21 protein-coding genes are annotated in these 20933 nt (G+C 64.2%); 11 read left to right on the forward strand and 10 right to left on the reverse strand.

Going from position 1 to position 20933, the window contains the following annotated elements; all coding sequences use genetic code 11:
- Positions 1-19 precede the first annotated feature (19 nt).
- The 3 genes from tpiA (at position 20) to GC088_RS07405 (ending at position 1620) form a co-directional block, all read left to right on the forward strand.
- Positions 20-835, forward strand: a complete 816-nt coding sequence (gene tpiA, locus GC088_RS07395; protein ID WP_323961783.1) for a triose-phosphate isomerase — start codon at positions 20-22, stop codon at positions 833-835.
- A 20-nt stretch (positions 836-855) separates the two neighbouring features.
- Positions 856-1107 (forward strand): preprotein translocase subunit SecG, encoded by a 252-nt coding sequence (gene secG, locus GC088_RS07400; protein ID WP_323961785.1) that lies wholly within the window; start codon positions 856-858, stop codon positions 1105-1107.
- 138 nt (positions 1108-1245) lie between these two features.
- Positions 1246-1620 (forward strand): RNA polymerase-binding protein RbpA, encoded by a 375-nt coding sequence (locus GC088_RS07405; protein ID WP_323961787.1) that lies wholly within the window; start codon positions 1246-1248, stop codon positions 1618-1620.
- Positions 1621-1627: 7 nt separating this feature from the next.
- Here the strand turns inward: GC088_RS07405 and pgl are convergent, their stop codons facing one another.
- From pgl to tkt, 6 genes are read right to left on the reverse strand one after another with little or no spacing between them, the layout of a single operon-like run.
- Positions 1628-2440, reverse strand: a complete 813-nt coding sequence (gene pgl, locus GC088_RS07410; protein WP_323961789.1) for a 6-phosphogluconolactonase — start codon at positions 2438-2440, stop codon at positions 1628-1630.
- On the reverse strand, positions 2430-3371 hold the full coding sequence (locus tag GC088_RS07415; RefSeq protein WP_323961791.1) for a glucose-6-phosphate dehydrogenase assembly protein OpcA: 942 nt from the start codon (positions 3369-3371) through the stop codon (positions 2430-2432). Before GC088_RS07415 ends, pgl begins: the two co-directional genes overlap by 11 nt.
- Positions 3368-4909: a glucose-6-phosphate dehydrogenase gene (gene zwf, locus GC088_RS07420; RefSeq protein ID WP_323961793.1), complete on the reverse strand. Its 1542-nt coding sequence runs from the start codon at positions 4907-4909 to the stop codon at positions 3368-3370. Before zwf ends, GC088_RS07415 begins: the two co-directional genes overlap by 4 nt.
- The gene (locus tag GC088_RS07425; protein WP_323961795.1) at positions 4910-6547 is read right to left on the reverse strand and encodes a phosphoglucose isomerase-related protein; all 1638 of its coding nucleotides are present in this window, start codon (positions 6545-6547) and stop codon (positions 4910-4912) included.
- Positions 6548-6552: 5 nt separating this feature from the next.
- The gene (tal, locus tag GC088_RS07430; protein ID WP_323961797.1) at positions 6553-7665 is read right to left on the reverse strand and encodes a transaldolase; all 1113 of its coding nucleotides are present in this window, start codon (positions 7663-7665) and stop codon (positions 6553-6555) included.
- Between the two features lie 48 nt (positions 7666-7713).
- Positions 7714-9888, reverse strand: coding sequence for a transketolase (gene tkt, locus GC088_RS07435; RefSeq protein WP_323961799.1), 2175 nt, complete (start codon positions 9886-9888; stop codon positions 7714-7716).
- A 408-nt stretch (positions 9889-10296) separates the two neighbouring features.
- On the opposite strand from tkt, the gene GC088_RS07440 reads away from it, so the two are divergent.
- Together GC088_RS07440 and GC088_RS07445 are read left to right on the forward strand one after the other, a co-directional pair.
- Positions 10297-11247, forward strand: coding sequence for a heme o synthase (locus GC088_RS07440; protein WP_323961800.1), 951 nt, complete (start codon positions 10297-10299; stop codon positions 11245-11247).
- 26 nt (positions 11248-11273) lie between these two features.
- Positions 11274-12179: a dihydrodipicolinate synthase family protein gene (locus tag GC088_RS07445; RefSeq protein WP_323961801.1), complete on the forward strand. Its 906-nt coding sequence runs from the start codon at positions 11274-11276 to the stop codon at positions 12177-12179.
- 4 nt (positions 12180-12183) lie between these two features.
- Here GC088_RS07445 and GC088_RS07450 read toward each other — a convergent pair whose 3' ends face one another.
- Genes GC088_RS07450 through GC088_RS07460 form a run of 3 tightly spaced genes read right to left on the reverse strand, consistent with a single transcriptional unit; the run spans position 12184 to position 14817 of the window.
- Complete coding sequence (locus GC088_RS07450; RefSeq protein ID WP_323961802.1) at positions 12184-13134, reverse strand: COX15/CtaA family protein; 951 nt, start codon at positions 13132-13134, stop codon at positions 12184-12186.
- 4 nt (positions 13135-13138) lie between these two features.
- Complete coding sequence (locus GC088_RS07455) at positions 13139-13876, reverse strand: ABC transporter permease (protein ID WP_323961804.1); 738 nt, start codon at positions 13874-13876, stop codon at positions 13139-13141.
- Complete coding sequence (locus GC088_RS07460) at positions 13873-14817, reverse strand: ABC transporter ATP-binding protein (protein WP_323961806.1); 945 nt, start codon at positions 14815-14817, stop codon at positions 13873-13875. Before GC088_RS07460 ends, GC088_RS07455 begins: the two co-directional genes overlap by 4 nt.
- A 259-nt stretch (positions 14818-15076) precedes the next feature.
- Here GC088_RS07460 and GC088_RS07465 point away from each other — a divergent pair, with 259 nt between their 5' ends.
- Genes GC088_RS07465 through GC088_RS07490 form a run of 6 tightly spaced genes read left to right on the forward strand, consistent with a single transcriptional unit; the run spans position 15077 to position 20269 of the window.
- Positions 15077-15937: a helix-turn-helix transcriptional regulator gene (locus tag GC088_RS07465; protein WP_323961807.1), complete on the forward strand. Its 861-nt coding sequence runs from the start codon at positions 15077-15079 to the stop codon at positions 15935-15937.
- Entirely contained in the window at positions 15937-17412 is a 1476-nt protein-coding gene (gene sufB, locus GC088_RS07470) for a Fe-S cluster assembly protein SufB (RefSeq protein WP_323961809.1), read from the forward strand. The genes GC088_RS07465 and sufB overlap by 1 nt, the downstream gene beginning before the upstream one ends.
- Complete coding sequence (sufD, locus tag GC088_RS07475) at positions 17412-18710, forward strand: Fe-S cluster assembly protein SufD (RefSeq protein WP_323961811.1); 1299 nt, start codon at positions 17412-17414, stop codon at positions 18708-18710. Before sufB ends, sufD begins: the two co-directional genes overlap by 1 nt.
- Entirely contained in the window at positions 18710-19081 is a 372-nt protein-coding gene (locus tag GC088_RS07480) for a non-heme iron oxygenase ferredoxin subunit (RefSeq protein WP_323961813.1), read from the forward strand. The genes sufD and GC088_RS07480 overlap by 1 nt, the downstream gene beginning before the upstream one ends.
- A gap of 53 nt (positions 19082-19134) precedes the next feature.
- Positions 19135-19908 (forward strand): Fe-S cluster assembly ATPase SufC, encoded by a 774-nt coding sequence (gene sufC, locus GC088_RS07485; protein ID WP_323961815.1) that lies wholly within the window; start codon positions 19135-19137, stop codon positions 19906-19908.
- Between the two features lie 31 nt (positions 19909-19939).
- Entirely contained in the window at positions 19940-20269 is a 330-nt protein-coding gene (locus GC088_RS07490) for a metal-sulfur cluster assembly factor (protein ID WP_323961817.1), read from the forward strand.
- An 89-nt stretch (positions 20270-20358) separates the two neighbouring features.
- On the opposite strand, the gene GC088_RS07495 is transcribed toward GC088_RS07490, so the two are convergent.
- A complete protein-coding gene (locus GC088_RS07495) occupies positions 20359-20889 on the reverse strand; it encodes an O-acetyl-ADP-ribose deacetylase (RefSeq protein WP_323961819.1) in 531 nt (176 codons plus the stop codon).
- Positions 20890-20933: the final 44 nt, after the last annotated feature.

Here is a 20933-nt window from a genome sequence, read left to right on the forward strand (position 1 = left end):
ACCCAGAACGGGAGGGACCATGACGTCCTCGACTAACGGCACGTACGACCGCCGGCCCCTGATCGCAGGCAACTGGAAGATGAACCTGGACCATGTCCAGGGCATTACGGTTCTCCAGAAGCTTGCCTGGACACTGGACGACGCGAAGCACGATTTCGCCCGTGTGGAGGTTGCGGTATTCCCGCCATTCACCGACCTGCGCGGAGTGCAGACGCTGGTCAAGGGGGACGATCTCGATGTGGTGTATGGCGGGCAGGATCTGTCTCCGTACGACTCCGGTGCCTACACTGGCGACATCTCGGGCCAGTTCCTGGAGAAGCTGGGGTGTACCTACGTATTGGTTGGTCACTCCGAGCGCCGCACCATCCACGGCGAGACCGATGAGGTCCTGAACCTCAAGGTGCAGGCCGCCTACCGCCACAACCTGGTGCCGGTGCTGTGTGTCGGTGAGGGGCTTGAAGTTCGTCAGGCAGGCCGACACGTGGAACACACTCTTGCACAGCTCCGCAAAGACGTAGCAGGGCTGAGTGCGGAGCAGGCGTCGGAACTCGTCGTCGCCTATGAGCCGGTCTGGGCCATCGGAACGGGGGAAGTGGCCGGCCCCGATGACGCCCAGGAGATGTGTGCAGCAATCCGCAGTGAACTAGCGGCTCTCTTCGACGAGTCGGTGGCCGCACGGGTCCGGCTCCTCTACGGGGGATCGGTCAAGGCAGCAAACGCCGCCGCCATCCTGAAGGAGAGGGATGTCGACGGCGTCCTGGTGGGCGGCGCCAGCCTCGACGTCGACGAATTTGCTAACATTGTCAGGTTCGAGCACCATCTGGTGACCGACTAAGGTCACGCTGAAAGGTCACCGTGGAAATTCTCCGTATCATCCTGCTGGTACTGCTGGGCATCACCAGCCTGCTCCTGACGCTCCTCATCCTCCTGCACAAGGGACGGGGCGGGGGCATGTCGGACATGTTCGGCGGCGGTATGACCACCAGCATGGGATCATCCGGCGTTGCGGAGCGTAACCTAAACCGCTTCACGGTGGCGCTGGGCCTGGCCTGGGGCGTCGTAATCGTTGCACTCGGACTTATTCAGCGCTTTTCCGGAGACTCCTAAGGGCAAAGGCTGCCTCTCAGATCCTGTGAGAGGCAGCCTGCTAGGCTTCGGGTGTCTGCTCTTATCCCGCGTCCACCGCATCGGGGCGTACACTGAACCTCAAACGCAGGTCGTGTGCGGTACTGATGGGAGAAATCCATGGTGAACGCGGGACACGCATTTAAGGGGACACGCATCGGTTCGGGCTACAGCGCAGCCGCAGCCGGTCGTCATCTCGACGACGAACGGGTGCGGGGCGCTGTTGACCGTACCGTCGTCAGTTATTGGTGTGTCGACGGGCACGAGACCCGTCCTACTTTCGCCAAGCTGACGGACGAGGAGATTCCCGAGATTTGGGAATGCGGGCGGTGCGGGCGCCCCGCCGGGCGATCTCCCGGCGTCGAGCTCAACATCGACGGCGACGAGCCCTTCAAGAGCCACCTGCAGTACGTGAAGGAACGGCGCACCGAAGAAGAAGCCGTCCAGGTGCTTGAGCGCGCGCTGGCGCAGTTGCGCCAGCGGCGATCGCTCTAGCTCCTCATCAGCCCGGCGAGTCGGTCTCGCCGTTCTCGATCAAACGCCCCGGAAGCTGGCTGGCTGCGTCCTGGTCGATCAGCCAGAGTGTCTTGCGTTTGCCGCGTGCTCCGGCGGCCGGCACCTGAACCGGTCCCGCTCCGGCCAGAGCAAGACCTACGGCCCCGGCCTTGTCCTGACCTGCCACACCGAGCCAGATCTCCTCAGCCGAGTTAATGGCTTCCAGGGTCAGGCTTACCCGCTCCGGCGGGGGCTTCGGCGATCCGGTGACTCCGATGACCGTTGCGCCCTTGGTGCGGATTCCGGCCATCTCGGGGAACAGGGAGGCAATATGCGCGTCCGGGCCCACTCCTAGGAGGAGGACATCGAAGCGAGGCAGGCGTGGGTCCCGAAGCTCGAGGCCTTCGGCCGCCTCCTTCTCCGCCGCCTGGGACAGCCGCGAGGCGTAATCGGCGGCCGCCTCGTCCTGGTTCGAAAACTGGTCGGCGCTGCCGAACTCGTGGATCCGCTCCGCAGGAACGTCAAGATGATCCAGGAGCGCTGCGCGTGCCTGCACTGCGTTCCTGTCCTCGTGGGCTGCAGGAAGGAACCGCTCATCACCCCACCAGAAGTCAACGGATTTCCAGTCGACAGCGGACCTGGCGGGCGACTCCGCAACGGCTTTCAGTGCACCGATGCCAAGGGTTCCGCCGGTCAAGACAACCGTGGCAGTCCCGCGCTCGTTCTGGATATCCACGAGGCGCGTGACCAGACGAGCTGCGACGGAAGCAGCCAGGAGCCCTGAATCTGGATGGATACTGACTTTCGGTTCAGCGTTCATTGCTCCGTACGCTCCTCAGGTTGGTTCGTGCGAGCCCCTCAGTGATGACCTCACCGAACACGTCGTCAGGGTCCAGGCGCCGCAGTTCTTCCGCGAGACAGTCTTGCAGGCTGCGCCGGGGTAGGGAAATCTTCTGGACAGGCTGGTCCGGCTGGTGAAGTTCCGCCACCGACCGTCGCGGGCGGTTGAGTTCCACATCGCCGCCCGCCCGGGACAGACGCACGCTGTGCAGTCCGGTCCCCGGTTCTCCCGCTTCGATCGAAACGGGTACTTCCAGCGCAAGGGTGAGCCACGCGGCAAGCAGTACCGTGCTGGGGGAGTCGGAAGCACCCTCGACCGTGACTGCGGTGATCGGCGAGCCGTCGAGCTGCTCGAGCACCGCCGCCAGCTGAATGCGCCAGTTCGTCAACCGAGTCCACGCGAGGTCGGTGTCGCCGGCCTCATACGTACGTCGGATGTTGAACAAAGCAGCTGTAGGATCGGGCTCGTTCGCGGAATCGGTGATTCGACGGTGCGCGATGCTTCCAATTGAAGTACGGGCGGCTGCTTCGGGAACCCCGCGCGGCCACCAGGCAACAATCGGAGCATCGGGCAGCAGAAGGGCCGAGACCAGCGATTCACTCTCGCCGGCGAGCTCGCCGTAACCGCGCAGCACGATTACTTCGGAAGCGCCTGCGTCACCGCCAACCCGAATCTGCGCATCGAGCCGGGTCTCCTGTTCGCCCGCGCCTTCGGCGAGCACGATGATCCGGCAGGGATGCTCCCGGCTGGCCTCGTTGGCCGCAAGGATCGCTTCCTCCTCGAATCCGGATCGGGTGATGACAACCAGCGTCAGCACTCGGCCAAGGGCGACGACGCCACCCTTGTCACGCATGGTCATGATCTCCTTGGAGACCTTGGAGGTGGTTGTATCGGGAAGATCAACAATCATGGTCGCCTCCAGGTCCTTCCATCACGGGCGAGGAGTTCATCTGCGGACGCGGGCCCCCAGCTTCCCGGCACATACTTCTCAGGTGCGGACGGAAGGGTTGCCCAGTACTCCTCGAACGGGTCGAGAATCTTCCAGGACAGCTCCACCTCCTGGTGGCGCGGGAACAGCGGCGGCTCACCCAGCAGCACGTCGAGGATCAACCTCTCGTAGGCTTCGGGACTCGATTCAGTGAAGGAGTGACCGTAACCGAAGTCCATGGTCACGTCCCGCACTTCCATCTGGGTTCCCGGGACCTTCGATCCGAACCGGATGGTGGCACCTTCGTCGGGCTGAACCCGGATCACGACCGCGTTCTGCCCGAAGTCGTCTTCGCTGTGGTCGCGGAAGAGGAGGTTCGGCGCGCGCTTGAAGACGACGGCAATTTCTGTCACGCGCCGTCCCAACCGCTTCCCTGCCCGCAGGTAGAACGGAACTCCGCTCCAGCGCCGCGTGTTGATATCCAGTCGGATGGCCGCGTAGGTCTCCGTGGTGGAGTCAGCTGGTATTCCGTCCTCATCGAGGAAGGCGTTCACCAGCTCCCCGCCCTGCCAACCGCCGTCGTACTGTCCCCGCGCCGAATGCATGGAGAGGTCCTCGGGAAGCTTGACCGCCGCCAGCACCTTCTCCTTCTCCGCACGCAGGTCTGCGGCATTGAAGGAGATCGGCTCCTCCATCGCAGTGAGTGCCAGCAGCTGGAGGAGGTGGTTCTGGATGACGTCGCGGGCAGCACCCACGCCGTCGTAATAGCCGGCCCGACCGCCGATGCCGATGTCTTCCGCCATGGTGATCTGGACGTGGTCCACGTAGTTGGCGTTCCAAAGCGGCTCAAAGAGCTGGTTCGCAAAGCGCAACGCCAGGATGTTCTGGACCGTTTCCTTGCCGAGGTAGTGGTCAATCCTGAACACGGCATCCGGAGGGAAGACCTGCTCGACGATTGCGTTGAGCTCACGCGCTGATTCGAGGTCGTGACCGAACGGCTTCTCGATCACCACGCGTCGCCACTTGCCCTCCTCAGCCTGCGCGAGTCCGTGCTCGGAGAGTTTTTGACAGACCAGCTCGAAGGCCTTGGGAGGGATTGACAGGTAGAACGCGTGATTCCCGCGCGTTCCGCGTGTCGAGTCGAGCTCCTCGACGGTCTTTTTCAGCTCGACGAACGCATCGTCATCGTCGAAGTTGCCCTTCACGAACCGGACTCCAGCGGACAGCTGTTCCCAGACGCTCTCGTCGAACGGAGTACGCGCGTACTGCTTGACCGAAGAGAGCACCTGCTCGGCGAAATCAGCGTCGCTCCAGTCCCTCCTGCCGAAGCCCACCAGGGCAAAGCTCGGGGGGAGCAGCCCACGGTTCGCCAGGTCGTAGATCGCGGGCATGAGCTTCTTGCGCGCGAGATCGCCGGTGACACCGAACAGGACCAGCGATGCCGGGCCTGCGATTCGGTTGAGTCGGCGATCCCGCGGGTCGCGAAGCGGATTCCTGCTTTTGGCGCTGTTGTCTGGCATCTACCCGTTTCCGATTTCAACCGAACGGCCGGACAGATGCTCGATTACGTTCAGGAGCTGCCTGGTCCCGGCCTCACGGTCGGCGAGATGCAGGCGCAGGACGGGTCGGCCGGCGTTTTCGAGTACCTGGGCATCACCTGCAGCCTGGGCAGCGATCAGCTCCCCGAAGCTGAACGGGCGCTCGGGAATCGAGAGGTCCTGCGGCGTTGCGCCGGTGATCTGTAGATAGACGCCTACCGGTGTACCCCCCTTGTGGAACTGTCCGGTCGAGTGCAGGAACCGCGGGCCCCATCCAAACGTCACCGGGCGACCGGTAGCGCGGGCCAGCGCCGGACGGATCTGTGCCAGGGGAGCCTCAGCGATCCGGTCAAGGTAAGCGTGGACCGAAAGGTAACCGTTCGATTCGAGAGTCCCGAACAGTGCCTCCAGCGCCTCGCCGAGAGTGCTCGCGCTGCCCAGGAGTGCCTTGCCAGCGCGGACTTCCACTGCACCGTCCACGAAGTCGGGTGCGATGGCCTCCGGCTGCGCATCAAGCAGGCCCCGGGCTGCCTTCTTCGCAGCTTCGACGTCCGGCTGATCGAACGGGTTGATTCCCAGGAGCCTTCCGGCAACCGCTGTGGCGAACTCCCACACGAGTAGTTGGCTGCCAAGGCTGCCGCCGACCGTAATGCCGTCACCGGTTGGTTCAGCGCTCTCGTCGGGTGAGACCAGATGTACGGCAAGCACATCCTCAGCGCCGGAGGAAAGCTCCGGAGCGCCCTGCTCGACCACAACGGGAAGTACACCTGTTCCGAGCTTTCCGGTCGACTCGGCAATGAGCTGTTCGACCCAGTCACCCAGTCCGACGATCCCGGACCCTTCGTCCACAAAGACGATCTTGTCACGCAGGGGGAGGGTTCCTCCGAGTACAGCGCCGAGACGCAGCCCTACGTTCCCGCCGTCGTCCTCGGACAGGAACTCCGAGATGGACTCTGCATCGTCCAGGAGGCCCGCGATATCCGCACCGGCAAGGCCGGACGGTACCAACCCGAATGCCATGAGGGCTGAGTATCGCCCACCCACAGTCGGATCTGCATTGAAGACGGAGCGGTATCCGGCCGCCCGCGCAGATTCGTCCAGCGGAGAGCCCGGATCCGTGACGATGATGATCCGGCTCTTGGCGTCGATTCCGGCGTCGGTGAAAGCCTTCTCGAAGATCCGCCGCTGGGAATCCGTCTCTACCGTGGAACCGGACTTCGATGAGACGACGATAGCGGTGTTCTCCAGCCGGTCAGCGAGGGCAGCGCCCACCTGTGACGGGTCTGTGGAATCCAGCACTGTAAGTTCGACGCCGCCGGTTCGGGTGATCACCTCGGGTGCGAGGGAGGATCCGCCCATGCCGCACAGGACGATGTGGTTGACGCCCTCGGCCTGAAGGGATCCGCGCAGTTCCTCGATAGCCGGGAGCAGCTCACGCGATGCGTCAATCAGGTCCACCCAGCCCAGCCGGATTGAAGCTTCGGGCTCCGACTCCGGTCCCCAAAGGGTGGCGTCCTTAGCCATGATCCGGGAAGCGACACGCTCTTCGACCAGTTCCGGGATCGCCCGCTCGATCGCTTCAGCGGCCGCGCCGGAAGCGTTCACGAATAGGGTTGCCATCCGGGTCAGCCCTTCGCGGACTTGAGTGCCGTGGTGACGGTCTCGAGGAGCTCATTCCAGCTGACGACGAACTTGTCCAGGCCCTCGTCCTCGAGCTGCTCGACGACCTCCTTGTAGGAAATCCCGATGTTTTCGAGTCGATCGAGGATTTCGTTCGACTCCGCGTAGGTGCCTGTAATGGTGTCGCCTGTGATCTCGCCATGGTCAGCGGTCGCTTCGAGGGTCTTCTCGGGCATGGTGTTGACCACGCCGTCGGCCACGAGCCCGGTGACGTACAGGGTGTCCGGGTACGCCGGGTCCTTGACGCCGGTAGAAGCCCACAGCGGGCGCTGCGGGTGGGCACCGGCCGCGGCGAGTACCTTCCAGCGCTCGGAGCTGAAGGCTTCCTCGTACACCTGGTAGGCGAGGCGGGCGTTTGCCAGGCCGGCCTTTCCACGCAGGCTCGCGGCTTCCTCGCTGCCGATCGCGTCCAGCCGCTTGTCGATTTCGGCGTCAACGCGGGATACGAAGAAGGAGGCCACCGAATGGAGCGTGGCGAGGTCGTGGCCGTTCTCCTTCGCCTTCTCGAGTCCGAGCATGAACGCGTTGATCACTGCGCGGTACCGCTCAAGCGAGAAGATGAGGGTCACGTTCACACTGATGCCGGAGGCCAGAGTCTCCGTGATCGCCTCAAGACCTTCCACGGTGGCAGGGATTTTGATGTGCACGTTGTTGCGTCCAACGGCGTCCGAGAGGCGGCGCGCCTCGGCGATCGTGCCCGCCGTGTCGCGCGCCAGGCGCGGATCAACCTCAATCGATACACGTCCATCTACGCCGGCGGTCTGATCCGCTACCGGCGCGAAGATGTCGCACGCCTGCGCGACGTCGCTGGTGGTGATCTCGAAGACGGCGGTGTCGACGTCGGCGCCGGAAGCTGCAAGCTGCTTCACCTGCGCCGAGTAGGACTCGCCGTTCTTGAGTGCGGCAGCGAAGATGCTCGGGTTGGTGGTAACGCCAACGACGTTGCGCTCAGTGATGAGGGCCTTCAGGGTTCCGGTGGTGATCCGCTCACGCGAGAGGTCATCCAGCCAGATGGACACGCCTGCTTCGGAGAGAGCGGCGGTGGGGGTGGGAGTCATTTTTTCTCCTTGAACCAGGTGGATTGGTCTGATCGGTGAAGGGGCCGGCTACCGGCGGTCGCCCGTGGTTGCTGCTGCTGCGCCGGCTGCTGCAGAGGTTCCGTCGGGAGCATTGCGGGTGTCCGCTGCGGCGATCGAGTCGCGTGCAGCCTCAACGACAGCCTCCGCGGTGATCCCAAATTCCCGGAACAGCGTCTTGTAGTCGGCGGATGCCCCGAAGTGCTCAAGCGAGATGGAGCGGCCGGCATCGCCGACCAGTTCACGCCAGCCCTGCGCGACGCCGGCCTCAACCGAGACGCGCGCGCGGATGTTGGACGGCAGTACCGCTTCGCGGTAGGACTCGTCCTGCTGGTTGAACCACTCCAGGCAGGGAAGGGACACAACGCGTGCAGCAACCCCTTCCTTCTTGAGGGTCTCCCGGGCTTCGACGGCAAGCTGTACTTCGGAACCGGTGGCAATGAGGATTACGTCCGGCTCTCCGCCGTACGGTGCTTCCGCGAGTACATATCCGCCGCGTGCAACGCCCTCCGCGGATCCGAAGGTGTCGCCGCTTGCAACGCCCTCGCCACGTTCCCAGGTGGGAATGTTCTGGCGGGTCAGCACGATGCCCGCAGGATTCGCGGTGTTCTCCAGGATTGTGCGCCACGCCACGGCGACCTCGTTCGCATCGCCCGGACGCACGACGTCGAGGCCCGGAATCGCGCGGAGCGACGCCAACTGCTCGACGGGCTGGTGGGTGGGGCCGTCCTCGCCGAGGCCGATGGAGTCGTGTGTCCATACGTAAATCGCCGGGACTCCCATCAGGGCGCCAAGGCGGATGGCAGGGCGCTGGTAGTCGCTGAAGATCAGGAAGGTTCCGGAGAAGGCGCGCGTGCTGCTGTGCATCACGATGCCGTTGACGATGGCTGCCGCGGCGTGCTCGCGGATGCCAAAGTGCAGCACCCTTCCGTAGGGATTGCCGGACCAGGCTTCTGTCTGGCGGCTTGTCGGCACGAAGGAGGGCGAACCTTCGATGGTTGTGTTGTTTGATTCGGCGAGGTCAGCGGAACCGCCCCAGAGTTCGGGCAGGACCGGACCGATGGCGTTGAGCACCTTGCCCGAGGCGGCCCGGGTGGAGACATCCTTGCCTGCCTCGAACTGGGGAAGGCTCGAATCCCAGCCTTCCGGCAGCTTGCGGGCGGAGATGCGCTCGAGGAGGGCAGCGCCGTCGGGGTAGGACTGCTTCCAGGCGCTGAAAGAGTCTTCCCACGAGCGCCGTGCTTCCTGGCCGCGGTCGACAACCTTCCGTGCATGGGCCAGGACTTCGTCGTCAACCTGGAAGTGCTGCTGCGGGTCCATCCCCAGCGCAGTCTTCAGGGCGGCTACTTCGTCCTTGCCGAGCGCAGAGCCGTGGATCTTGCCAGTGTTCTGCTTGTTGGGCGCCGGCCAGCCGATGATCGTGCGCAGCGAGATGATGGACGGACGGGAGGTTTCGGCCTTTGCAGCCGTTAGGGCGGAGTGCAGTTCCGCAACATCCTCGACGTACTCGCCGGTCTTGGTCCAGTCCACACGCTGGGTGTGCCACCCGTAGGCCTCGTAGCGGGCCAGAACGTCTTCGGTGAAGGCGATATCGGTGTCGTCCTCGATGGAGATGTGGTTCTCGTCGTAAATGACAACGAGGTTTCCGAGTTCCTGGTGGCCGGCGAGGGAGGAGGCCTCGGAAGTTACGCCTTCCTGGAGGTCTCCATCAGAGGCGATCACCCAGATGGTGTGATCGAAGGGGCTCTCACCCTGGGGAGCCTCGGGATCCAGAAGGCCGCGCATGCGCCGCTGTGCGTAGGCGAAGCCGACGGACGAAGCCAGTCCCTGGCCGAGGGGGCCCGTGGTGATTTCAACGCCCGGCGTATGGCGGTATTCGGGGTGCCCCGGGGTCTTCGAGCCCCACGTGCGCAGGGCCTTCAGATCATCGAGCTCGAGCCCGTAGCCGGACAGGAAAAGCTGGATGTAAAGGGTGAGGGAAGTGTGCCCGGGGGAGAGAACGAAGCGGTCACGGCCGGTCCACTCCGGGTCCGTGGGGTCATGCCGCATGAATTTCTGGAACAGGAGGTACGCCGCCGGTGCCAGGCTCATTGCCGTGCCGGGGTGTCCATTGCCCACCTTCTCCACGGCGTCAGCTGCGAGTACGCGGATGGCATCTACCGCGCGATCGTCCAGTTCGTTCCAGTCCAGTTCCTGCTGTGGCACGTTACCGGGCCCCTCTCTGTACGTCACGGCCGGCGCCGCGGCGCCGCATGAGGCTGCGCTGCGGAGGCCAAGGTCTCCGAGGCCAGCCGGCCGTTCACCGTTGAAAACTTCGAATACTGCTGCGTTCGTCCAGGCCCGATCGACGTGCGTGACTTTGCTCACTAAACCAAAGGCGATTGTTACACCGGCGAGGTTACAAACGTGATCCAGGCGATATATGTCACCTTAGCGCTTTCGGACCCCAAAGCGCGTGGGGAGGGTCTTTGTGAACAGTCACACAACGAAACGAAAAGGGTGGACCGCTCCCTGGAATTTCGGGCCTGGTTTTTCTACGTGCTGTAAAAGAAGGAGAGGGAGCGGGTATGATGGCCAAGGACTTATCCTCACTTCAGAAGCAGAGCATCCTCAGTGAATTTTGACCAGGCGGCAGTTGCGCCCAGCGTGCATCAGGCAAGCAACGGCGTCAGCCGGAAGCTCCGGGCGTATGTGGCACTCACCAAGCCGCGGGTCATCGAACTACTCCTGGTAACCACACTGCCCACCATGATCTTTGCCCAGGGCGGGTTCCCGTCGCTTGGGCTGGTACTGGCGACCATGGTCGGCGGTGCATTTGCAGCCGGCAGCGCGGGCGCTTTCAACTGTTATCTGGACCGCGACATCGACCGCGTGATGAACCGGACGGTCAATCGGCCACTGGTGACCGGCGAGGTATCGCCGCGTGAGGCCCTGATCTTCGCGTGGGCCCTTGGAGTCGCGGCTGTTGCCATCCTGTGGCTGGGGACCAACCCCCTTGCCGCCTGGCTCGGTGTAGCGGCGATCTTCTTCTACGTAGTGATCTACACGCTCGTACTGAAGCGCCGGACCGCGCAGAACATCGTATGGGGTGGCGCAGCAGGTTGCATGCCGGTACTTATTGCCTGGGCTGCGGTCACGGAGACTGTCCAATGGCCCGCCGTCATTCTTTTCCTGGTGATCTTCCTGTGGACGCCGCCCCATTACTGGCCCCTCTCCATGAAGTACAGCGACGACTACAATGCCGCCAACGTACCCATGCTGGGAGCAATTGCCGGTGCCGGCGTCGTGTCCGTGCAGGTTGTCCTCTATGCCTGGGCCACCGTCATCTGCTCGCTCCTCCTTGTGCCGGCCGGCGGCGCGGGATGGGTCTACACCATCGCGGCCGTCGTGAGCGGTGGGTGGTTCATTCTTGAATCGCACCGGCTGCATGCCGCCGCGCGTGCAGGCTCGGTGACCGGCAAGGGTGCAATGAAGGTATTCCACGGCTCGATCAGCTACCTGACCGTGCTCTTCCTCGCACTTGCAGTCGACCCGTTCGTCGGATCGGCAATCTTCCCCGGCTGACCCTTTCTCCTGCCTAGGATGGGAGGGTGGTCTTCACCGGAGTCGTTGCCTATCCCATCACCCCGTTCACCCCGGACGGCGAGGTCAACCTGAAAGAGCTGGGCCTGCTTGTCAGCCGGTTGGCCGAATCGGAGGTTGACTCCATTACTGTGTTGGGATCGTCCGGGAGCTTTGCCTACCTCGATGCCTGCGAACGCAGCCGGGTGCTCCAGTGTGCTCTGGCGGCTGCTGACGGCCGTTTGCCGGTGAGCGTCGGAATCAGCTCGATAGCCACGCGTGACGTACTGACTGCCGCCCGCTCTGCTGAACGGCTAGGCGCTGCCGGCTTGGTCCTCTCACCGGTTTCATACCTTCCGCTGACCGACGACGAACTGGTTTGCCTCGTGGAGGAGGTGGCGAGCGCAGCCGGACTTCCGATTTGCCTATACAACAATCCGGGCACCACCCAGATGTCGATAGACGTCGAGCTGGTTGGCCGTCTGGCTGCTGTTCCTACCCTCGCTGCCTTCAAGGACACGGCGGCCAGCCCGGAAGACTTCGCCGTCCGTGCCGCCAACCTCCAATCCCAGCTGCCCAGGCCTGTCAGCCACGGCGCGAGTTCGGATCCACTTCTTGCAACCGGCGAGGTTGCCGCCGATGCCTGGCATTCCGGACTCGCCGCGCTCTTGCCGGCCAGTTACGTTGCTTTCCGGAGAGCCGTGCTCTCCGGCGACGAGGACCGCATCAGCAGGCATCGCTCGAGGCTGCTTCCGGTGGTGCAGGGCGTACAACGGCTGCGCACGCTTAGCGGGCTGCATGCGCTGGCCCGGGCGTGCGGAATTGACGCCGGCGATCCGCGCCGCCCGGTCCTGCCCGTCGCCGGCAGCGAACAGCGCGATCTTGCGAGGTTGGTTAACGCTCTCGACGACGTCGAGGACGGTCTGTCAGCCTGACGCTCTAGTCCAGCGTCAGCCGGGTGTCCAGCGTCCGCCGGGTGAAACCGGTGAAGACGGCGTGGGCCGTGGCTGCAGTAAGCACGGAAGCGCCCAGCATGTGCAGCGCCACCAGCGCGATCGGCAGATGAAGGAAGTGCTGCGCATATCCGATTGCACCCTGGGCCAGAACGGTGACGGCGAGCAGAACCAGCGCGATGCGGAGCCGGTCCGCGAGGCGGTACCGGTAGGCGAGGAAGACCAGAATCAGCACCGTAGGGACCAGCAGGTAGACCGGGGCGGCATGAATCCGCGTCATGAGATCGGGATCCAGGTTGTTGCGCGCCGCTCCCGCATCACCGGCGTGCGGGCCGGACCCTGTCACTACTACTCCGAGGAGTATGGCTGCGGTAGCTAGCACGGCGGCGGCGGCAAGTAGTTGCCGGAGGAGCGGAGTGGCCCGGGGATTCCGGTCGGCCGCTGCTTCCTCCGGGGACAGGCGGGTCCGGTTGACCAGGACGGTTGCGACCGCGATCAGGACCATGGAGATGATGAAGTGCCAGCCGACCACCCATGGATTGAGCTGGGTGAGTACCGTAATTCCACCCACGACCGCCTGCGCAGGAATCCCCGCGAGAAGCACTACTGCCGGTACGAAGAGGTCCCGGCGGGATTTCCGCAGGTTCCAGAGCGAGATCAGCATGGCCACCGCGATCGCGGTCAACAGGAAGGTAAGGGTCCGGTTGCCGAACTCGATGGCGCCGTGAATGCCCATCTCGGGCGTTGCAACCACCGAATCGGCTGTGCACCTGGGCCATTCCGGACAGCCCAGCCCCGATGCCGTCAGCCGGACTGCGCCACCGGTCACCACGATAAGGATCTGGGATATCAGTGAGGCAACCGCCAGCCCACGTACCGGCGTCGAAACCGTACGGGGAAGGCGGGCAACCGCACTCGCGGGGAAGAGTTGCGTCATGTTCCTAACTCCATTTGAACCATCGGATGGCTGCGAGGCCGGTGACCAGCGCCCAGCCGCACAAGAGCGCGAAGGATGCAGGGTCAAAGACTCCTGACTGAAGGGCCGCCCGAAGACCGTCACCCAAAGCGGAGGAGGGCAGCACAGAGACAAGGGGCTGGATGGCCTCCGGGAGGCTCGAGCGCGGAATCACCGTGCCGCCCACGGCCGCGAGCAGGACCCACGCAAGGTTCGTGACCGCCAGGGTGGCCTCCGGACGAAGCGTTCCGGCGATGAGCAGGCCGAGGGCGGTGAAGGCTGCGATGCCTGGTAGCAGCAGGGCCAAGGCAGGCAGCACTCCCGCGGGATTCGGGTCCCAGCCCAGCAGCAGGGCGGCTGCACCGATGATCACGGCCTGGATGAGGAGCACAGCACCCACGGCGAGGATCTTGCCGAGGATGAGACCTGAGCGTCCGAGCGGCGTGGTCGAAAGGAACCGCAACACGCCGTACCGGCGGTCGAAGCCTGTGGCGATGCCCTGCCCGGTGAATGCCGTGGACAGCACGCAGAGCGCCAGGACGCCAGGCGTCCCGGCTGCAAGCCGTTCGTCAGACGTCCCAAGGAACGGGGTGAACGAGATCGCGGCCAAAGCCAACAGCGGGAGCACGATCGCCAGCACCAATTGCTCGCCGTTGCGCAGCATCGCCAGGGTCTCGTAGCCGCCGTGTTTCACTATGCGGACCGGAAGGGGTGCGGCGGTCATCGGGCGCTCCTGCCAGAAATATCAAGGAAGACGTCCTCGAGTGAACGGGATGTGAGCGTGATCGAGGCGGGCATGATTCCCTCTTCGGCCCACCATGACGCCAGGACTGCAAGCTCTCGGGGAGTGAGGGCACCGCTCAGGCGATAGGAACCGGGCGTTGCTTCACTCACCTGCACACCGGGCAGGCGCGAGGCGGGCAGCGCGAGGCCCGGAGAGGCTTCGAAGCGCAGCTCCCGCGCCGCATCTGCCGCATGCGCGGTGAGCTCCGCGACAGTGCCGTGCCGGACTGTCCTGCCCTTGTCAACGATGTAGACGTAGTCAGCCAGTTTTTGCGCGTCGTCGAGCAGATGGGTGGTGAGGATGATGGCCAGGCCCTCTGACCGCAGCTCGTTGATGAGGTCGAAGACGATGCTGCGGGACTGCGGGTCGAGCCCGGCGCTGGGTTCATCGAGGAAGATCACCTCGGGATTGCCCACCAGCGCACAGGCAAGGGCCAGCCGCTGCTTCTGTCCGCCTGAGAGGCGACGCACGGTGGTGCCGGCGAAGGAATCGATGCCCAGCCTCTCGGCGAGCGCGTCAACGCTGCGGGGCGCTTCATACATTCCCGCCACGTGGCGGAGCAGGGCCAGAGGTCGAACAGCAGGAGGCAGTCCGCCTTCCTGCAGCATGATCCCGACGCGGCTTCGCAGGCCCGCTCCGGCATGCCAGGGGTCTTCGCCGAGTAGCCGTACCCGCCCACCCGTAGGCTTCTGCAGGCCCTGGGCGCACTCCAAAGTTGTGGTTTTGCCCGCACCGTTCGCCCCCAGCAGCGTAGTGACCCGTCCCCGGTGAGCTTGCAGGGTGACGCCGTCCAGCACGCGGACCATCTTCCCGTCGAGCGCCGATACCGGTCCGAAGTCCTTAACGAGCCCGCTTACTTCGAGGGCAGGGGAGGAGGGCACCGGACAATTCTACGCCAGGTAGTAACCCGCTTGATCCTTTGTTGCCTGCTGAAGAAGCCGCAGGGGATCGGTCAGCCTAGCCTTACTGGAAGGGGCTGGATAAGTGGAATACATTAGGGCACGGTTGTGTTGGCTTAATTGAACGCCGGCGTACCGAGCAGCACATTTTTTTCCGGCATGCTCACTGGGTGGGATAGCCCATCGTTCGAGCAGCCGGTTCCCATACTTGTTTGCCAGCGCATCTGAGGAGGCTCCAGCGATGTCCCATCCGGTCGTCCGTGGGCTCGTACCCGCCCAAGGCGCCAGCGTTGGCGACGATGCTGATTCCCGCAGGTCGGCCGACGAGCGGACGCGTGACAAGGTCCTGTCGGCCGTGCTGGAGCACGGTCCGGTGAGTGCAGCCGAGTTGGGTGACCTTCTCGGATACACGCCGGCAGCGGTACGGCGCCATCTCGATGCACTCTCCAGGGACGGCTTGATCGAGGTCAAGCTCGTAAGCAATCCGTCGACGGGAGCCGGGCGTCCCGCCCGCCGCTATGTCCTGAGCCAGCGGGGACAGACGCGCCTCGGCAACGACTACCTTCACATCGCGCAGGCGGCGCTGGGGCAACTCAAGGACGCGGCAGGGCCCGACGCCGTACGTCGCTTCGCCGCTACCCGCTTCGCCGACATGGAGGAACGGTATCGTCCCGCCGTCGAATCCGCAGGTGAGCGCCTGGAGGACAAGGCAGCTGCCCTGGCTGGGGCGCTGAGCGTCGATGGCTTCGTCGGCTCCACCCGCGAGATCGGGCGCAATGCTCCCCGTGCCGCAATGATGAGCGTGCAGCTCTGTCAGGGGCATTGCCCCATCCAGGAACTGGCCGCTCAATTCCCCGAGTTCTGCGAGCAGGAAACCGAGGTCTTCGCCAGGCTGCTCGGTGTTGATGTGCGCCGGCTTTCCACTCTGGCAAGCGGTGGGCACGTGTGCACAACCCACATTCCTGTCGGCCGCCTCGGCAGACTCGGCAGCCCGCCCGGCACAGGCAGCCCGCCCGGCGCAGTCCGCCCGGCCGGCGTCGCACCCGCAGGACCACACCCACAAACTTTAAACGTCTCCAACGATCAGCAAGGAAGGCCGTGATGACGGATCAGACAGATCAGAAGGCATTGGTACCCGACGCCGTGCCGGCAGGAGTGATCAGCGACATCCTCGAGAGGAATCCGGAGCTGCATGGCATCGGTAACTACGAGTACGGCTGGGCTGACAAGAACGACGTCGGCGCTAACGCGCGGCGTGGTCTCGATGAGGAAGTCGTCCGCGACATCTCCGCCAAGAAGAACGAGCCCGAGTGGATGCTCGACATGCGGCTCAAGGGCCTGAAGTACTTCGACCGCAAGCCGATGCCGTCGTGGGGTGCCGACCTTTCCGGCATCGACTTCGACAACATCAAGTACTTCGTGCGCTCCACAGAGAAGCAGGCTGCCAGCTGGGAAGACCTGCCTGAGGACATCAAGAACACCTACGAGAAGCTTGGTATCCCGGAGGCTGAGCGCAACCGCCTCGTGGCAGGCGTGGCCGCGCAGTACGAGTCCGAAGTTGTTTACCACCAGATCAACGAAGAGCTCGAGCGCCAGGGTGTCATCTTCATGGACACCGACACCGCGCTGCGGGAGCACCCTGAGTTCTTCGAGGAGTATTTCGGCTCAGTCATCCCCGTCGGTGACAACAAGTTCGCCTCGCTGAACACCGCGGTCTGGTCCGGCGGCTCCTTCGTCTACGTCCCCCCGGGCGTCCACGTGGAGATTCCGCTCCAGGCCTACTTCCGGATCAACACCGAGAACATGGGTCAGTTCGAGCGCACGCTGATCATCGCGGACGAGGGTTCCTACGTCCATTACATCGAGGGCTGCACCGCGCCGATCTACACCTCGGACTCGCTGCACTCGGCAGTCGTGGAGATCATCGCGAAGAAGAACGCCCGGGTTCGTTACACGACCATCCAGAACTGGTCCAACAACGTGTACAACCTGGTCACCAAGCGTGCGATCGCGCACGAGGGCGCCACCATGGAGTGGATCGACGGCAACATCGGTTCCAAGGTGACCATGAAGTACCCGGCCGTCTACCTCGTGGGCGAGCATGCCAAGGGTGAGACGCTGTCCATTGCCTTCGCCGGCGAGGGCCAGCACCAGGACACCGGTTCCAAGATGGTGCACATCGCACCGAACACCAAGTCCTCGATTATCTCGAAGTCCGTTGCGCGCAGTGGCGGTCGTGCCGCCTACCGCGGCCTCGTGCAGGTTCGGGAGGGTGCGTCGCACTCGGCCAACACCGTCCGGTGCGACGCGCTGCTGGTCGATACCATCTCCCGTTCTGACACCTACCCCTATGTCGACATCCGCGAGGATGACGTCACCATGGGACACGAGGCAACCGTGTCGCGGGTCAGCGAGGAGCAGCTGTTCTACCTGATGTCCCGCGGACTTCCGGAAGATGAAGCGATGGCGATGATCGTGCGCGGATTCATCGAGCCGATCGCCCGCGAACTTCCGATGGAGTACGCCCTTGAACTGAACCGCTTGATCGAACTCCAGATGGAAGGAGCCGTAGGCTAATGGCCGAAACCTCACAGTTGAGCCCTGAGCTTTCAGATGAAAAGGCACGCATTGGTGCCCCCTCGGGCGAGGACAAGGTGGCCATTGCCGGCTTCACCGAAGAGGGCGAGAATCTCTCTCCGCTGAACACCGGCTCTGAGCAGCACGGGGCCCGCCGGCACAGCCATGGCGATGAGCCGGTTGTCCCGGAGGCCTCCCGTGGTGAGCGGCTGAAGTCCTACAAGCTCGCCGACTTCGCTCCGCTCACCGGGCGCGAAGAGGACTGGCGGTTCACTCCGCTCAAGCGCCTGCGCGGTCTGCACACCGATGCCCTGACCGGGCAGGGTCCCGCCGTCACTGTCACCGGTGCGTCCAACATCCAGGTCGAGACCGTCGCCCGCGATGATGCACGTTTTGGTGCTGCCGCCATTCCGGAAGACAGGATCTCCGCCGCGGCCTGGGAAGCTGTGACCGCCGCGACTGTTGTCACCATTCCCGAGGAGACGGTTGCTGACTGCGAAGTGACGGTTACCGTCCGCGGAACCGACAACGCAGCAGCCGCCCAGCACCTCATCATCGATGCGAAGAAGTTTTCCCGGGCCGTCGTGGTCCTGGATCACCAGGGCAGCACCACGCTCGCCCAGAACGTCGAGATCCTCGTGGGAGATGGTGCGGAGCTCACCGTCGTAAGCGTCCAGGAATGGAACGACGACGCCGTCCACGTCTCCTCGCAGCAGGCGAAGGTGGGCCGTGACGCACGGTTCAAGCACGTCGTCGTCAGCCTTGGTGGCGACCTGGTGCGCCTCACGCCGTCGTCGTTCTTCACCGCGCCCGGTGCAGAGGTCGAAATGTACGGCCTGTACTTCGCCGACGCAGGGCAGCACCTGGAGCAGCGGCTGCTTGTGGACCACGCAGTTCCCAACTGCAAGTCGCGTGTCACCTACAAGGGTGCGCTCCAGGGCAAGGACGCGCATACCGTGTGGGTTGGCGACGTCCTGATCCGCAAGGAGGCCGAGGGCACCGACACCTACGAGGTGAACCGCAACCTGGTCCTCACTGACGGCGCGCGTTCCGACTCGGTTCCGAACCTTGAGATCGAAACCGGGCAGATCGAGGGCGCCGGCCACGCCAGCGCCACCGGCCGGTTCGACGACGAGCACCTGTTCTACCTGATGGCCCGCGGTATCGATGAGAAGACCGCGCGCCGACTGGTCGTGCGCGGCTTCCTCAACGAGGTCATCCAGCAGATCAAGGTACCCGTGCTTGAGGAGCGCCTAACTGAAGCGGTAGAGCGCGAGTTGGCCGCAGGGAACAACTGATGACCGAGGCATCTCCGGAGACACCCAGGGGTGAACTCGTCTGCAAGGTGGACGAGATCGGCGTAAAGCAGGCCCTGCGGATCCTCATCGGCGACCTTCCCGTCGCGATCGTGAAGGACTCCGAGGGCGCTATCCACGCCATCGGTGACACCTGCTCCCACGCGGATATCTCCCTGTCCGAGGGCGACGTTGAGGGCTGCGCGATCGAATGCTGGGGCCACGGTTCCCAGTTCGATCTGCGCACCGGGATGCCGCTTCAGCTTCCGGCCTACGAGCCGGTTCCGGTGTTCGCGCTCGAGATCCACGGCGACGGTGTCTACGTGGATGTCACCACGGTGGTCAACTCGGCGCCTGTACCCGACCGCGACTAGAACTTTCACACAATTGAGCAAGCCTGCTAAGCAGGATGCAAAGGAGAACCAAGATGTCCACCCTTGAAATCAAGGACCTGCACGTCAGCATCGAAACGGAACAGGGCAGCAAGCCCATCCTCAAGGGCGTCAGCCTGACCATCAACACCGGTGAGACCCACGCAATCATGGGCCCTAACGGCTCCGGCAAGTCCACGCTGGCCTCCACCATCGCCGGCCACCCGCGCTACACCGTGGACAGCGGCTCGATCACCCTGGACGGTGAGGACGTACTGGAGATGAGCGTGGACGAGCGTGCGCGCGCCGGCCTCTTCCTCGCCATGCAGTATCCGGTCGAGGTCCCCGGCGTCACCATGACCAACTTCCTCCGGACCGCCAAGACCGCGCTCGACGGCGAAGCCCCGAGCCTGCGCCACTGGACCAAGGACGTGAAGGAAGCCATGTCGCAGCTGCGCATCGATGCCGACTTCGCACAGCGCAACGTGAACGAAGGGTTCTCCGGCGGAGAGAAGAAGCGGGTCGAGATCCTGCAGCTCGAGCTGTTCAAGCCCAAGTTCGCCATCCTCGACGAGACCGACTCCGGTCTCGACGTCGACGCCCTCAAGGTGGTTTCCGAAGGCGTGAACCGTGAGCACGGCAAGGGCAACATGGGCACCCTGCTCATCACCCACTACACCCGCATCCTCCGCTACATCAAGCCGGACTTCGTGCACGTATTCGTCGACGGCCGAATCGCGGAAGAGGGCGGCCCCGAGCTTGCCGACCGCCTTGAGGAAGAGGGCTACGACCGCTTCCTCGTCCCCGGCGCAGCACCGGCCGGCGCCTGACACCCCTTCCTCCGAAGAAAGGCTCCTCATCATGAGTGATGTGAATGCGGCGCAGACGTCCCTGGAGGACATCGAAGAGTCGCTGAAGGACGTGATCGACCCGGAGCTTGGCGTGAACGTCGTGGACCTGGGGCTGCTCTATGGGCTCAAGTACGCCGACGACGGCGCGCTGCTGATCGATATGACGCTCACCACCGCCGCCTGCCCGCTCACCGACGTCATCGAGGAGCAGGTGGGACAGGCTCTCGACGGTGTGGTTGACGACTGGCGCCTGAACTGGGTGTGGATGCCACCATGGGGTCCCGAGCGGATCACCGAGGACGGACGTGACCAGATGAGGGCCCTCGGCTTCAACATCTAGCCTCCGGTTTCCCGGTTCTGCATGAAGGGGGACGGCAACGCTGCAGCGTTGCCGTCCCCCTTCGTTGTTAGAGGCGGAATCAACTCGAGTCAGTCCCGCCGATGCTGGAACACCTGCCGGAAGGTGTTGGCCAGCCGGTCTGAGAACAGGACGAACCGCACCTCGCGGACACCGCCGTCGTACTCTGCCACCGCCCGGTGGGCGACTCCGGCCACTGCCTCCGGATCCCAGCCGTAGATGCCCGCGCTGATAGCGGGAAAAGCGACCGACTGCGCGCCAATATCATCGGCAATCTCCAGGCTGCGACGGAAACACGACTCCAGCAGGGCTGGATCGGTTTGGCCCGCATGCCTGTTGGGTCCGACCGTGTGAATGACCCACGCTGCCGGTAGCCGAAAACCGGGTGTGGCCACCGCTTGTCCAACCGGGAGCCCGCCCGGATACTCCTCCTCCCGCACCGCCCGGCAGGCTTCCAGAAGCTCCGGACCCGCGGCAGCGTGAATAGCACCGTCAACGCCGCCGCCGCCCAGCAGGGAGGAGTTGGCTGCATTGACGACGGCGTCGACCTCCTGCCGCGTGATGTCGCCCTGGACGATCACGATGTCCGGTGCCGGCGTCACCGGTTGCTCCCGAAACCTTTGCTCCCGGACGCTTGGGCGCTGCA

The organism is Arthrobacter sp. JZ12 (genome assembly GCF_035189165.1).
In the GTDB taxonomy this organism is placed as follows: Bacteria; Actinomycetota; Actinomycetes; order Actinomycetales; family Micrococcaceae; genus Arthrobacter_D.

Bases quoted from the DNA above. Each gene is read 5' to 3' on its own strand.
- tpiA (WP_323961783.1), top strand. From the start codon at position 20: ATGACGTCCTCGACTAACGGCACGTACGACCGCCGGCCCCTGATCGCA.
- GC088_RS07405 (WP_323961787.1), top strand. From the start codon at position 1,246: ATGGTGAACGCGGGACACGCATTTAAGGGGACACGCATCGGTTCGGGC.
- pgl (WP_323961789.1), bottom strand. From the start codon at position 2,440: ATGAACGCTGAACCGAAAGTCAGTATCCATCCAGATTCAGGGCTCCTG.
- GC088_RS07415 (WP_323961791.1), bottom strand. From the start codon at position 3,371: ATGATTGTTGATCTTCCCGATACAACCACCTCCAAGGTCTCCAAGGAG.
- zwf (WP_323961793.1), bottom strand. From the start codon at position 4,909: ATGCCAGACAACAGCGCCAAAAGCAGGAATCCGCTTCGCGACCCGCGG.
- GC088_RS07425 (WP_323961795.1), bottom strand. From the start codon at position 6,547: ATGGCAACCCTATTCGTGAACGCTTCCGGCGCGGCCGCTGAAGCGATC.
- tal (WP_323961797.1), bottom strand. From the start codon at position 7,665: ATGACTCCCACCCCCACCGCCGCTCTCTCCGAAGCAGGCGTGTCCATC.
- GC088_RS07450 (WP_323961802.1), bottom strand. From the start codon at position 13,134: ATGACGCAACTCTTCCCCGCGAGTGCGGTTGCCCGCCTTCCCCGTACG.
- GC088_RS07455 (WP_323961804.1), bottom strand. From the start codon at position 13,876: ATGACCGCCGCACCCCTTCCGGTCCGCATAGTGAAACACGGCGGCTAC.
- GC088_RS07465 (WP_323961807.1), top strand. From the start codon at position 15,077: ATGTCCCATCCGGTCGTCCGTGGGCTCGTACCCGCCCAAGGCGCCAGC.
- sufB (WP_323961809.1), top strand. From the start codon at position 15,937: ATGACGGATCAGACAGATCAGAAGGCATTGGTACCCGACGCCGTGCCG.
- sufD (WP_323961811.1), top strand. From the start codon at position 17,412: ATGGCCGAAACCTCACAGTTGAGCCCTGAGCTTTCAGATGAAAAGGCA.
- GC088_RS07480 (WP_323961813.1), top strand. From the start codon at position 18,710: ATGACCGAGGCATCTCCGGAGACACCCAGGGGTGAACTCGTCTGCAAG.
- sufC (WP_323961815.1), top strand. From the start codon at position 19,135: ATGTCCACCCTTGAAATCAAGGACCTGCACGTCAGCATCGAAACGGAA.
- GC088_RS07490 (WP_323961817.1), top strand. From the start codon at position 19,940: ATGAGTGATGTGAATGCGGCGCAGACGTCCCTGGAGGACATCGAAGAG.